General features: G+C 46.4%; 14 protein-coding genes and 1 tRNA gene. 8 read left to right on the top strand and 7 right to left on the bottom strand.

From position 1 onward, the window contains the following. Window positions 1-122 precede the first annotated feature (122 nt). Both FJD32_RS12095 and FJD32_RS12090 read left to right on the top strand, forming a co-directional pair. On the top strand, window positions 123-443 hold the full coding sequence (locus FJD32_RS12095; protein WP_037418945.1) for a hypothetical protein: 321 nt from the start codon (window positions 123-125) through the stop codon (window positions 441-443). A gap of 75 nt (window positions 444-518) precedes the next feature. Further along, a complete protein-coding gene (locus FJD32_RS12090; protein WP_140907316.1) occupies window positions 519-2,486 on the top strand; it encodes a RecQ family ATP-dependent DNA helicase in 1,968 nt (655 codons plus the stop codon). A gap of 42 nt (window positions 2,487-2,528) precedes the next feature. On the opposite strand, the gene FJD32_RS12085 is transcribed toward FJD32_RS12090, so the two are convergent. From FJD32_RS12085 to punR, 6 genes are all read right to left on the bottom strand, one after another. After that, window positions 2,529-2,867 (bottom strand): TusE/DsrC/DsvC family sulfur relay protein, encoded by a 339-nt coding sequence (locus FJD32_RS12085; protein WP_037418950.1) that lies wholly within the window; start codon window positions 2,865-2,867, stop codon window positions 2,529-2,531. Then, on the bottom strand, window positions 2,861-3,142 hold the full coding sequence (gene tusB, locus FJD32_RS12080; RefSeq protein WP_037418953.1) for a sulfurtransferase complex subunit TusB: 282 nt from the start codon (window positions 3,140-3,142) through the stop codon (window positions 2,861-2,863). Before tusB ends, FJD32_RS12085 begins: the two co-directional genes overlap by 7 nt. Continuing rightward, window positions 3,142-3,498, bottom strand: a complete 357-nt coding sequence (tusC, locus tag FJD32_RS12075) for a sulfurtransferase complex subunit TusC (RefSeq protein ID WP_011622737.1) — start codon at window positions 3,496-3,498, stop codon at window positions 3,142-3,144. Before tusC ends, tusB begins: the two co-directional genes overlap by 1 nt. 14 nt (window positions 3,499-3,512) lie before the next feature. After that, complete coding sequence (gene tusD, locus FJD32_RS12070; protein WP_181159852.1) at window positions 3,513-3,902, bottom strand: sulfurtransferase complex subunit TusD; 390 nt, start codon at window positions 3,900-3,902, stop codon at window positions 3,513-3,515. 59 nt (window positions 3,903-3,961) lie between these two features. Beyond that, window positions 3,962-4,621, bottom strand: a complete 660-nt coding sequence (locus tag FJD32_RS12065) for a Bax inhibitor-1/YccA family protein (protein ID WP_037418955.1) — start codon at window positions 4,619-4,621, stop codon at window positions 3,962-3,964. A 259-nt stretch (window positions 4,622-4,880) separates the two neighbouring features. Next, window positions 4,881-5,783 (bottom strand): DNA-binding transcriptional activator PunR, encoded by a 903-nt coding sequence (gene punR, locus FJD32_RS12060; RefSeq protein WP_037418958.1) that lies wholly within the window; start codon window positions 5,781-5,783, stop codon window positions 4,881-4,883. A 115-nt stretch (window positions 5,784-5,898) separates the two neighbouring features. On the opposite strand from punR, the gene punC reads away from it, so the two are divergent. After that, window positions 5,899-7,170 carry a purine nucleoside transporter PunC gene (gene punC, locus FJD32_RS12055; protein ID WP_140907318.1) on the top strand — a complete coding sequence of 424 codons (1,272 nt, stop codon included), beginning with the start codon at window positions 5,899-5,901 and terminating at the stop codon, window positions 7,168-7,170. 80 nt (window positions 7,171-7,250) lie between these two features. After that, window positions 7,251-7,341, top strand: a tRNA-Ser gene (locus FJD32_RS12050). A gap of 542 nt (window positions 7,342-7,883) precedes the next feature. On the opposite strand, the gene FJD32_RS25080 is transcribed toward FJD32_RS12050, so the two are convergent. Then, entirely contained in the window at window positions 7,884-8,192 is a 309-nt protein-coding gene (locus FJD32_RS25080) for a hypothetical protein (protein ID WP_240199951.1), read from the bottom strand. Window positions 8,193-8,559: 367 nt separating this feature from the next. Between FJD32_RS25080 and FJD32_RS12040 the strand changes: the two genes are divergently transcribed. The 4 genes from FJD32_RS12040 (at window position 8,560) to FJD32_RS12025 (ending at window position 13,156) form a co-directional block, all read left to right on the top strand. Further along, window positions 8,560-10,233, top strand: coding sequence for a ribulokinase (locus tag FJD32_RS12040; protein WP_140907319.1), 1,674 nt, complete (start codon window positions 8,560-8,562; stop codon window positions 10,231-10,233). A gap of 1 nt (window position 10,234) precedes the next feature. Next, complete coding sequence (locus FJD32_RS12035) at window positions 10,235-10,930, top strand: L-ribulose-5-phosphate 4-epimerase (RefSeq protein WP_011626173.1); 696 nt, start codon at window positions 10,235-10,237, stop codon at window positions 10,928-10,930. Between the two features lie 38 nt (window positions 10,931-10,968). Beyond that, complete coding sequence (gene araA / locus FJD32_RS12030; RefSeq protein ID WP_140907320.1) at window positions 10,969-12,471, top strand: L-arabinose isomerase; 1,503 nt, start codon at window positions 10,969-10,971, stop codon at window positions 12,469-12,471. Between the two features lie 76 nt (window positions 12,472-12,547). Further along, window positions 12,548-13,156: a beta-phosphoglucomutase family hydrolase gene (locus FJD32_RS12025; RefSeq protein WP_140907321.1), complete on the top strand. Its 609-nt coding sequence runs from the start codon at window positions 12,548-12,550 to the stop codon at window positions 13,154-13,156. Window positions 13,157-13,339: the final 183 nt, after the last annotated feature.

Raw genomic sequence — 13,339 nt, 5'->3', positions numbered from 1 at the left:
CTTCAATACGTGACTTTTTGGTTTAGTGACGTAAACTAAACTGAAGTTAGCGATGACGCTGGCGTTAATCGCACAACGTTGGACAATGCTTCTAGCAGAAGTGTGTGACATAAGGAAATAATATGCCAAAAAAGCTATCAGTACTTTGCCGAGTTGAACCTGGTTGTCTCGGGCCAGATGGCCGCGAACATATTGAAGCTTTTTGTACCTTAGCACAGCAGGCCATGAAGCATTTTGCTGTTGATTTAGTGACGTGGACCTTAGTGCCTCGTTACGATAAAACCATGCCAGAAATGGAATACACGGTTGATCATAAAAATTTGTCACGTTCTCAAGTTTCCCAATACTTCAATACATTAGGTCAAGATCTCGATACATTTGAAGAGGTCTTTAACGATAAGCTCACCGCATTTATCAATTTATATTTAGCCAGAAAGTCATAGCGACAAGGTCTAATCGTTCTCAGCATTTCTTCAGTCGCAGACCCTGTCTATATGATAGGGTACAAGGATTTTTCAATGTCTTATTCAGCACCTCAGCCAGATGATGTACCAGCTTTGATACCACTATTACAGCAACAATTTGGCTTTGCAGGATTTAGACAGGGTCAAGGTGAGGTTATCTCTCAGCTATTAGCTGGCCAGTCGAGCCTGGCGATTTTTCCTACTGGCTCAGGAAAATCGCTCTGCTATCAATTTGCCGCGCTACAACTTCCCCATTTAACCTTAGTGGTTTCGCCATTGTTGGCTTTGATTAAAGATCAATTAAGTTTTTTACAACAGAAAGGCATTAAAGCGGCGAGTATTGATTCGACCTTAACACCAGAAATGACTCAACAGGTGATGCGTGAGGCTCGCTCAGGCGAGTTAAAATTGCTAATGGTTTCGGTGGAGCGATTTAAAAATGAGCGATTTAGGCAATTTATTCAATCAATTCCGATCTCTATGCTAGTTGTTGATGAAGCACACTGCATCTCAGAATGGGGACATAATTTTCGCCCCGATTATTTAAAACTCCCCGATTATCGGCGCGAACTAGCGATTCCATTGGTGCTGTTACTCACTGCTACTGCAACACGTAAAGTAAAGCTTGATATGGCGGCGCGTTTTGATATTAAGCCACAACACATTGTTCAAACAGGCTTTTATCGTGCTAACCTCGACTTGACAGTACTACCTGTAGCAAGTCAACACAAGTTGGCCGCACTACAACAGCAGTTACAACATCTTATCGGTGCAGGAATTGTCTATGTGACTTTGCAGCATACGGCAGAGGAGGTGGCCGCTGAACTTTGCCGTATGGGATTTGAAGCAAGCGCCTATCATGCTGGGTTTGAGGATGAGAAACGCCAGCAAATTCAGCAGGACTTTATGCAGGGCCATATCAACATCGTTGTTGCGACCATCGCCTTTGGAATGGGGATTGATAAAAGCAATATTCGTTTTGTGATCCACTATGACTTACCAAAATCTATTGAAAATTACTGCCAAGAAATTGGCCGCGCAGGGCGTGATGGACAACTTTCCCATTGCGTCACTTTAGCCAATTTGGATGGGATCAACACTGTCGAAAACTTTGTTTATGGTGATACGCCTGAACAGGCAAGTATTAAGGCTGTAATTAATAACATTCGCGAAGAAACCCACAATGGACGTTGGGAACTGCAACTTCATCAACTGTCAACTGTGAGTAATATTAGACAACTCCCTCTGAAAACGTTACTCGTGCAGCTTGAAATGCAAGGCATCATCAAACCACTTTATGCCTATTACGCCGATATTCGTTACCGTTTTATTGTGCCGCAAGAGCAATTTTTGCATCAGTTTTCACCCGAACGACAGGCATTTTTAACCGATATTTTCGCCCACACTCAAATGAAGCGCATTTGGGGCAGTTTGGATTTTTCTTCACTGTATCAGGCTACGGGGGCTGAACGGACTCGAGTAATGGCTGCGTTAGAATATCTTGCGAGTCAGCAACTCATTGAATTAGAAGCAAAGCAAGTCACCGATGTCTATCAAGTCGATGAAAAAGGCTTAGTACAGGAAAACCGAGCTGAGCAGCTCTATCAATACTTTGCTGATAAAGAAGTAAAAGAAATTGCTCGCATTGCACAGTTAGTACGATTTTTTGAGCTAACGACTTGCTTAAATTACAATTTAGCTCGCTATTTTGACGATAATGCAGCACCCAAATCCTGTGGTTATTGCAGTGTTTGTCGTGGCCGAGTGGCTAAATTGACCTATTCTGAAGAGCCAATATGGCCTGATGATACGCAAATTTGTGCCGATTTAAACGAGTTAAAACTCGCAGCAGAAGCCAAAGGCTTAGCACCTTTGTCCTTAGATACCCAATGCCAGTTTTTAGCAGGCCTGACTCAACCTATCTTGACTCGTTTGCAAGCTCGCAAACTCCAGGGCTTCGGACGTTTGGAAAAATGTAGATACGCCGATATCAAGCAAAAGCTACAAAAAGCGGGTACTTAAGGGGAAATGATTGAAGGCATATATGCTATATACCTTTAGTCATCAGATGCATTTAGCTGGTTTAGGCAATCCTGCGATTTTTGTCGCCTGTTTAGCCGGGCCAACGGGAAACAGCGTATAGAGGTATTTGGAATTGCCTTTATCTGGGCCTAAGGTTTGGCCAATGGCTTTAACTAACACCCTAATCGCAGGGCTGGTTTTATATTCCAGATAAAAATCCCGAACAAAATTGACCACTTCCCAGTGAGCACTGGTCAGTTCAATCTGTTCTTCATGAGCGAGCAGCGGCGCCATATCGGGGTGCCAGTCGGCGATATTCTTCAAATAGCCTTGATGGTCGCGTTCAATTTCGACGCCGTTAAAAATAAGCGGATTTACCACGTGATCACCTTATCATGCTGTAGAGCTTGAGTGACAAACTCGTTGTAATCAATTTGACTAATATTATTAAGACGTTCCGTTAAGCCGCGAGCGATAACATCGTCTTTCAGCACCATTACCTTAAAGGGTGATAGCGCCATGGCCCATTGGCGCAGTAATAATGCATTTACGCCATCACTCGAGAGTAAAATCGCATCCTCTTTACATGCATAACGCAGGCAAAGTTTGAGGGCATTGTCTCGGCTGGGCGAGGTTTGAATATGATGTAAAATCATTAGAATACTAAGACCTCATCGACAGCTTTTAAGTGAGCTGAAATCGCTTCATCGTTTAAGATTGTCACCGGAATCGACAGCAAACCATGGCTTAAGCCGTAGTCACCTAAAGATTGTTTGCAGGCGAACACTGATTCGATGTCGTACAGCGGGAGCGCTTTTAACGCCGCGAGGTAATCTTTACCACCGATAAGTTCGGGTTGTTGGTCTTTAAGCAGATGAAGCACGCCTTCATCGACAAACACTAAACTCACTTCTTGCTCAAAACTGGCGCTTAACAGGGCAAAGTCTAAGGCCTCGCGGCCTTTAGTGGTGCCATGGGGCGCGCTTCGGAACAATATACAGATTTTTTTCATAACATTTCCGAAGCTTAAAAGCAGATCAAACGATCGGCTGATTCAATTCCCGTGACCAGTTCACCCAGTCCACCCATAATAAAAGAACGTTCCACATTCCAGTGGCTTAGCCCGTTCTCTTGTGCCTCTTGCTGCGAGACGATGCCGCGCCGTAATGCCGCTGAGACACAGTTCACTAACGAGACTTGATTCTCGGCCACCAGTTGTTTCCAGCCTTTAACCACATCATATTCATCGGATGCGGGTAAGTTAAAGTCCGTGGAGTTATACACGCCATCCTGATAGAAAAACACGCAGACAATCTCATGTCCGCTTTGCAGGGAGGCTTGGGTGAAACGTAGGGCATTCACACTTGCCGACGTGCCATAGGCTGGCCCGTTTACTTGGATAATAAATTTGCTCATCATAAAAAAAATGGCCCTAAAAGTAGGGCCATTTTAGCGTAAGTTTCCCGAAAAGGGGATTAATCATCGTTACCAATGCCAAGCAAATGCAAAATGGCAATAAACAGGTTTAAAAAGTCCAGATACAAGGAGATCGTGGCGCGGATATAGTTAGTCTCGCCACCATTCACGATACGGCTAGTATCGAACAGGATAAAGCCGGTCATTAACAGCGCAAGACCTGCGTTAATCGCCATAAAGGCAACGCTGTTACCCACGAAAATGTTAATCAGCGCAGCGGCGATCACCACAATTAATCCTGCGAACAAGAACCCACGTAGGAAAGAGAAATCTTTCTTAGTCGTTACCGCATAGGCAGAGAGCGCAATAAAGATAACCGACGTTAAACCAAGAGCTTGCATGATAAGCTCAGAGCCATTCGTCATACCAGCATAGTGGTTAAGCATGTAACCTAATGATGCGCCTTCCATACCGGTAAAGGCAAAAACCCAGAAGATGCCTGCCGCTGAATCGGCTTTGCGTAAGGTTACAAATAGCAGTACTAAACCGCCGATAGATAAACCGAGTGACATCAGTGGGCTGATGTTGAGCGCCATAGCTAAGCCTGCACACAATGCAGAAAAGGCGAGGGTCATGGCCAGTAACAGATAAGTGTTTTTAAGAAGTTTATTCACTTCTAAGGTGGATGCACTCGTTGAGTACAGGGTTTGCTGAGTCATATCTTTCTCCATTAGCTTTTGAATCCAAACTGATCATTTTGATTTTTAACGGGCACGAGAGTTCCCATTAATCTCGCAAATCCAGTAATCCTGTTTGCATAGTAACTAAAACAGCGCTTGGCTTAAAGGATTCACGCCACAAATAACAAGTTGTAAAGGCTGATTTTTCTGTGTTGTCTGATGATTCAGCCGTATTTCGTTACAACAGTGCAACACAAAGACTTTAAAACAAGCTTAATCCTGTGATCATACGGCAATATTACGCCAGCCATTCACGGTGTAATTTATCGGTATCGCCTAAATAATCCAGCACCCAAGCCAGGGCGGGCGACATTTTGTCGGCATTCCAAGCCAGACAGCAGGGGCTGGTCAGCTTAGGATTTTCAAGCTGTTTTTCGACCAAGGCGCCAGCTTTGATAAAGACGCTGGCCAAATGAACTGGCATATAGCCAATGCCGAGGCCCTCTCTAAAACAGTTAATCGCGCGGATCCAATCCGGCACCACGAGTCTGCGCTGATTCTCCAATAACCAGGTCATGCGTTTCGGAATTTCCCGCGAAGTATCTTCCAAACAGATGGAGGGGAAGGGTCGCAATTCATCGTCGGTTAAAGGACGGTCAATATTGGCTAAGGGATGGTTTTTACTCACCAAAAACGCCCATTGAATATCGCCCATGTCTTTATATTGGTATACGCCACCTACGGGAATGGCGGTGGTTGCACCAATGGCGATATCACTTCGACCGGTCGCAAGCGCCTCCCACACCCCGTTAAAGACCTCGATGCGGATGATAAGCTCAATATCGTGGAAATGACGGTAAAAGTCGGCGATTAATACGCTAATTCTGTCGGCGCGGACTATGTTATCTAAGGCGATAGACAGTGTGGGTTGCCAACCATTTGCCACACGTTGAGTGCCACGTTTCATCTCATCCATTTGAGTCAGCAAGTTTCTGGCTTGCTTAACAAAATGCTCTCCCGCAGGGGTTAAGGTCACGCTGCGGTGGTGGCGCTCAAATAACACTACGCCAAGTTCTTCTTCGATTTGCTTAACGGCATAACTGACCGCTGAAGGGACCTTGTGCAGTCGATTGGCTGCCGCCGTAAAACTCCCCACCCGGGCCACGATATCAATGAGTTCTAACGCTTGTTCCGAGAGCATAGTTGACATCCATTGTGATGAAAATAATTGATAGCATCTGTCAAAAATAAACGTTTCCAATCAAATTAACAAGTATTTAGACTGCACGCCTTAAGTCTTTTGACATGATTATTTTATGAAAACATCTAGTAATATCTTTGTAAATATGAAGTTTTTTATATTCTTATTCTATTTAGCCTTGTTAAGCATGTTAGGCTTTATTGCCACAGACATGTATTTACCTGCTTTCAAAGAAATTGAAAGTTCGTTCAATTCTTCACCTTCACAAGTGGCGATGTCGCTCACCTGTTTTCTGGCTGGTTTAGCCTTAGGACAGCTGATTTATGGCCCTTTGGTCAGTAAACTCGGCAAACGTTATGCCCTGATCCTCGGCCTTGGCATTTTTGCCGCGTCCAGTGTTGCAATTGCCAATAGCGACTCGATACTGATGTTGAACATCGCTCGATTCTTCCAAGCCATTGGCGCCTGTAGTGCTGGCGTTATTTGGCAAGCGATTGTGGTCGAACAGTATGATGCCGAAAAAGCTCAGGGGATCTTCAGCAATATTATGCCATTAGTGGCATTGTCACCCGCATTAGCACCAATCCTTGGCGCTTATATTCTGAACGATTTTGGATGGCGTGCAATCTTTATCTCATTGTGTGTGATTGCCTTTTTATTGGTGCTGATGACCTTATACTTCGTGCCGAGCCATGCAGCGCATCAGGATGCTAAGCCAAGCGCAGTTTCCTACAAGCAGATTTTGAAAAATACCCGTTATTTAGGTAACGTAGTGATTTTTGGTGCGTGTTCAGGTGCGTTCTTTGCCTACTTGACGGTATGGCCGATTGTGATGGAGCAGCATGGCTATCAAGCAACCGAGATTGGCCTTAGCTTTATTCCGCAAACCATCATGTTTATTGTGGGCGGATACGCGAGTAAGTTATTGATAAAACGTATTGGTGCCGACCGTACACTCAACGTATTACTGGCAATGTTTGGACTCTGTGTTATCTCAATTGTATTTTTCACCTTATTAATGAAGATGGAAACTATTTTCCCACTGCTGATTTCGTTCTCGATACTTGCAGCGGCGAACGGGGCGATTTATCCCATCGTCGTGAACAGCGCCTTGCAACAATTTACCCAAAATGCGGCTAAAGCGGCAGGATTACAGAACTTTTTGCAAATCACTATCGCCTTTGGCGCCTCAAGCTTAGTCGCACTCTGGGCAAGCTCAGGAGAAGTTGCCATAGGTTGGGCCATTTTGAGCTGTTCATTAGTGGTGATCTTGGGTTACCTGTTAAAAACCGAACAAACATGGGCCGATTTTGCCAAACACTTTACTGCGCCGGATCCTGCTCGCCTTGGGATCAATGTGGATAAGAAGCAAAATCAAGCAGATTGAATGTAATACGAGCAGTTAGCGCAAAATTATCAGTTAGTGCTTTACAGTCAGTAAACTAACTTATATTATGCGCATCGTTCGGAGGGGTGGCAGAGTGGTTTAATGCACCGGTCTTGAAAACCGGCGTGGGTTTATAGCCCACCCAGGGTTCAAATCCCTGCTCCTCCGCCATATTCTACGGAAAAGCCATCAGCAATGATGGCTTTTTTGTTTTTGGAATTTCGAAAGTTGAACCCTAGGGTTCCTAATTCTAAGCGCCGCTCCTTGGCAATATTCCACAGATAACCCATTAGTAATGATAGCTTTTCTGTTTTGGAATTACGGGAGTTGAACCCTAGGGTTCCTAACGCTAACCGCAGTTCCACCACCAAATTCAGTCAAAAAGGCCGCTGATGACTTAGCGGCCTTTTTCTTTCGCAATAGATTTAATTTCCCATTAGCTAGGATTTTCAAATAGCAAAGCAGCTTAGGATAAGTAAGGCTAGGCTAAGCTAAGTGAGCTTATGCCTGATAAGACTTAGCGCAAAAGCTTCATAGGCAGGAACCGTTTCATTCCCCACCCATGTACTGTAGATGCAGGCAGGTTCGCTCAATATGAGTCCAAGAGCATCAACATAGTCGGCGCCGTTGACCACCAAGAACTGCTTTTTATAGGGCAACAACACCATCTGCGGTGATTGCTTTAAAAAAGCCTGCGCCTCATCAAAACCGCTTTACCAGTGATTGAGCAAGGTATCGCAGCGCCTGCTATGGAATAGGGTACCTAAGTCTTCACCGATGTGTGCTTGTCCCGATAACACTCTTTGACAGTGATTAAAATCAGTAAAACCGAGCTCACGAGCCAATAGGCTTTGGCAATGCTTAAGCTGAATATCCTGTTGCGTAAAACCTTGCTTATTCATCAAGGGGGCGAATTTATCCAGCGCCATTGCATCACCAGCGTGGCAGGCTTTAAGGCGCTTTTTAGCGAGGATTTTGACTTCAGTTAAGGCGCGTGCTGCTGGGGTAATTTGTTGTATCACAAACAATTCTCCTAAGTTTTATTGGCATCTCCGCTAAGCCAAACCTAATCAATTGTTGTGTCATACATTTGATGCGTACATCGAGATATGAGTCAGAGTGATGTCATCTTCTGCGGATAGGTGTCTCTGCAACCTGGCGCCATTATTCGACTTCTTACCGTTTGAGTCAAGCTAAGCGCAGCTTAGTTTTCCACACTCTTCCCCACCTAATCGTTACATGCTCAGCCTTAATGTTAAAAATTTTATCACTCAACAACTAAAATAATATTGTATTACCATTAACTCGTAGTAATATTGTAGTATGAAATGATATTCACTCTACCTGCGTAAACCGAATAGGGCGCAGACAAAATGAATGGGGATGCAAATGTCGAATGTTTTAGGGGCTTACGCGTTAGGGCTTGATTACGGCTCTGATTCAGTACGCGCGTTATTGGTGGATACCCAAACGGGCGCAGAAGTAGCAACCAATGTGGTGTACTACCCACGTTGGAAGAAGGGGCTGTTTTGCGAGCCCGCGAAGAATCAATTTAGACAACATCCCCTCGATTACATCGAAAGCCTTATCGAGGTAGTGCAAGGATTATGGGCAAAAGCCCCCAGTGGCGCCGCGCAAAGAGTCTGCGGGTTGAGTGTTGATACCACAGGTTCAACTCCCATTGCCGTCGACGAAGCTGGCGTTGCCTTAGCCTTAAAACCAGAGTTTGCGAATAACCCCAATGCCATGTTTTTGCTTTGGAAAGATCACAGCGCGATCCTCGAAGCTCAGCAAATTACCGCCGCAGCAAACAATGCAAGCGAAAATTACTTGAAATATGAAGGAGGGATTTATTCCTCTGAATGGTTTTGGGCCAAAGCGCTATTCGTACTGCGCCACGACACAGAAGTCAGACAAGCCGCCTATAGCTGGGTCGAGCACTGTGATTGGATCACCGCATTAATGACGGGCACCACACATCCAAAAGTCTTTAAAGCAGGGCGCTGCGCCGCTGGTCACAAAGTGATGTGGCATGAGTCATGGAATGGTTATCCGCCGAATGACTTTTTCGTTGGCATCGACCCTTTACTCGATGGTTTAAGAGACAAATTACCCCTTGAAACCTGCACATCCGACACGGTTTGTGGCCAGTTAACCCCTGAGTGGGCGCAGCATTTAGGACTATCGACCGAGGTTATCGTGTCTTTTGGCTCATTTGATTGCCACGCAGGCGCCGTTGGGGCCAATGTTAAGCCCTGCGTCTTAACTAAGGTGATGGGCACCTCTACCTGCGATATTACGGTCGCCAGTTATGAAGATATTGGAGAGCGTTGTATCAAAGGGATTTGCGGTCAGGTCGATGGTTCGGTATTGCCCGGCATGATTGGTCTTGAAGCGGGTCAGTCCGCCTTTGGCGATCTCTACGCTTGGTTTAGGGATCTCACCGCATGGCCGATGCAACAGCTCGACACTTCAGCGCTGTTTGATGACGACACCAGAGCCAAACTTATTCAGCAACTCGAGGCTGAAACCTTAACCGTGCTGGGCAATGCGGCCGCGAAACTCCCCGTTGGCGAGACGGGTATTGTCGCGCTGGATTGGATTAATGGACGTCGCACGCCCGATGCTGATCAATCCGTTGCCATGGCTATCACAGGCTTAACCATAGGCAGCCAAGCACCGCAAGTCTTCAAAGCCTTAGTGGAAGCCAGCGCCTATGGCGCACGGGCCATTATCGAGCGCTTCAAGCAGGAAGGCGTTTGCATTGACCATGTGGTCACTATAGGTGGGATCTCGAAAAAATCCGACTTTATTATGCAAACCTGCGCCGATGTGTGGAATTGCAACATCGACGTACTCGAGAGCGAGCAAAGCTGTGCTCTTGGCGCCGCCATTTATGCCGCAACCGCAGCCGGGGTTTATCCCGATGTGTTGAGTGCCCAAGCCGCGATGGCCTCAAGCGTTGCGAAAACCTATCAACCGAATCCTGAAAACGCACAGAAATATCAAGCGCTTTATCAAGCGTACTTAGCCCTTGGCCACTATGTTGATGGAGCAAAATGAGATGTCTTTTTTAGAGCTAAAACGCGAAGTCTACGAAGCCAACATGGAGCTTGAGAAACGCAAACTGGTGACTTACACCTTTGGCAACGTTTCACAAATTGACCGTCAACTGGGCGTGATTGGTATCAAGCCCAGCGGCGTGCCCTATGAAGATTTGAAGGTTGAAGACATTGTGATTGTTGACCTTGAGAATCAAATCGTAGAAGGGCGCATGCGTCCTTCATCCGATACCAAAACACACACCTATTTGTATCGCCAGTGGCAGAGTATTGGTGGCATTACCCATACCCATTCGACCTATGCCACCGCCTGGGCGCAGGCGCAGATAGCGATTCCCTGCTTAGGCACGACACAGGCCGATTATGTGTACGGTGAAATCCCATGCACAGCAGTGATGCGCAACGATCAGATCAGCCGCGACTACGAAGAAGAAACCGGCGTGCAGATCCTCGATTGTTTCGCCGACCGAGATCCCAACGAGTCGCCCATGGTGATAGTGGCAGGCCACGCGCCGTTCACTTGGGGCGCGAATGCAGCTAAATCTGTGTACCACGCCGTGTTGCTCGAAGAAATCGCTCGGATGGCGTATCTCACCAAAACCTTATCACCAGGTATCAGTCAGTTAAAACAAGAGCTTATTGATAAGCATTATTTGCGTAAGCATGGAAAAGACGCTTATTACGGCCAAAGCAAGTAATTGCCAGTCGGGTCTCATTTCAAACTAGAGAGAGTAATATGAAAGCCTTCAAACAAAAACAAGTGTGGTTTATCACAGGGTCACAGGATTTATACGGCCCGAAGGTATTAGAGCAAGTCGCTAAAAACAGTGAGCAAATTGTTCATGGCTTTAATGAATCATCCGCCATTTCCATCGAAGTGGTGTATAAGCCAACCGTAAAATCCCCACGGGAAATTCACGCCGTATGCCAAGCGGCCAACAGCGATGAAAACTGTGTTGGCGTTATTCTGTGGATGCACACTTTCTCTCCCGCCAAGATGTGGATTGCTGGCCTTAATGAATTAAGCAAGCCATTCATGCACTTACACACTCAGTTCAATGCCGAGCTCCCTTGGAGCGAAATCAACATGAACTACATGAACACCCATCAAAGTGCTCACGGTTGCCGCGAATTTGGTTTTATAGGCACTCGTATGCGTAAAGAGCGCAAAGTGGTTGTGGGTCACTGGCAATCGAGCGATGTACAGGCACAAATCGATGATTGGTGCCGCGCAGCGGCGGGTTGGCACGAGAGCCAAAACCTGCGTATCGCCCGCTTTGGTGACAACATGCGTCAAGTGGCCGTGACCGAAGGCGACAAGGTTGCCGCACAAATTCAATTCGGTTACGAAGTGCACGCCTATAGCTTAGGTGAACTTAATGAAGCGATTGCAGCTATTGCCGAAGGCGATGTAACCGCACAGCTCGATCGTTACGCCAGTGAATACCAAGTGGGTAACGAACTTTTTGGTGATGAATACCAATTAGACCGTTTAAGAAAAGAAGCCAAGATTGAACTCGGCTTAACCCAATTCTTAACCCAAGGTCAATTTGGTGCCTTTACCAACTGCTTCGAAAACCTGACTGGTATGACAGGATTACCGGGACTCGCTACCCAACGTCTGATGGCGAACGGTTTCGGTTACGGCGGCGAAGGTGACTGGAAAACGGCTGCCATGGTGCGCATTATGAAGGTGATGGGCCAAGGCCGTGCCGGTGGTACTTCATTTATGGAAGACTACACCTATAACTTTGGGGCGACTGACCAAGTTCTTGGTGCCCACATGTTAGAAGTCTGCCCATCCATTGCCGCGGCAAAACCGCGTTTAGAAGTTCACCGCCATACCATTGGTGTGCGTTGTGACGTGCCACGTCTGTTATTTACTGGTAAAGCGGGCCCAGCAATCAACGTATCGACTATCGATTTAGGCAACCGTTTCCGCATCATTATCAATGAATTAGATACAGTGACACCACCACAGGATCTGCCAAATCTGCCTGTCGCGTCTGCGCTATGGGAGCCTCGTCCGAATTTAGCAGTTGCCGCAGCAGCTTGGATCCACGCCGGTGGTGCTCATCACTCAGCTTATAGCCAAGCCATCACCACGGATCAGATTGTCGACTTTGCCGAAATGGCCGGCGCTGAACTGGTTATCATCGATGCCGACACTAAGATCCGCGAGTTTAAGAATGAACTTCGCCAAAATTCCGTTTATTACGGTTTAGCAAGAGGGTTATAATTCTTGCGCAGGAACAAAGCCGCCCTCGGGCGGCTTTCATTTTTCTGGAACCATTCATTTCATAGGGTTAACACAGATGTATACAGAATTTGACGGCATTATCTTCGATATGGATGGCACCTTAGTCGACAGTGGTCAGTTGCATGAACAGGCATGGCGACAAACCTTAAAGCACTTTGGGATCCCGGTAGAGCCAGCCTTGATGCGCTCGTTAGCGGGCGTGCCTACTATTGGCACCTTAGAGATTCTGATCGCCCATTTTGGCGTCACGCCTACGGCCAGTTGCGAAGCCATGAACGAGTATAAAGAAGCCCTAGTGCGCGACACTATGCATTTATATGTCAAACCGACGGCATTAGCCGAATTTGCCAAGCAGAATCAGGGCAAACGCCCAATGGCGGTCGGCACAGGGGCCTACACAGAGGAAGCCATTCAAATCTTAACCCTGTGTGGATTGTTGGAATTAGTCGATTATGTGGTGGGGGCTGACCAAGTCGCGTCACCCAAACCTGCGCCTGATACTTTTTTACGCTGCGCCGAGCTGATGGGCATAGCGCCAGAGCGCTGCATCGTATTTGAAGATGCGAAGGCGGGCATCCAAGCCGCCGAAGCGGCGGGGATGTTTGTGGTCGATGTGCATGCTGAATTACAGATTGAAAATGACTATTTTCTAAGCGCTCAATAGCCGTTGCGAGCTTGTCCAATCACTGGCTAAAACGCAAAATTAGGCTTTACAATGTAAAAGTTTGGGGTAAGGTAGGGACAATGAGTTTGAGGAAATCCCCATAAATTCTTAGCGTTAACAAAATTTTTATTACCTTTAGCATGAAAGGTAGTATCATAACATTTGTTTATCAGCGTTAAGTAC

Origin of the sequence: Shewanella sp. LC6 (genome assembly GCF_006385735.2) — a bacterium.
GTDB lineage: Bacteria > Pseudomonadota > Gammaproteobacteria > Enterobacterales > Shewanellaceae > Shewanella > Shewanella xiamenensis.
The sequence above is the reverse complement of the archived record's forward strand: the minus strand, read 5'-3'. Positions and strand labels throughout refer to the sequence as shown.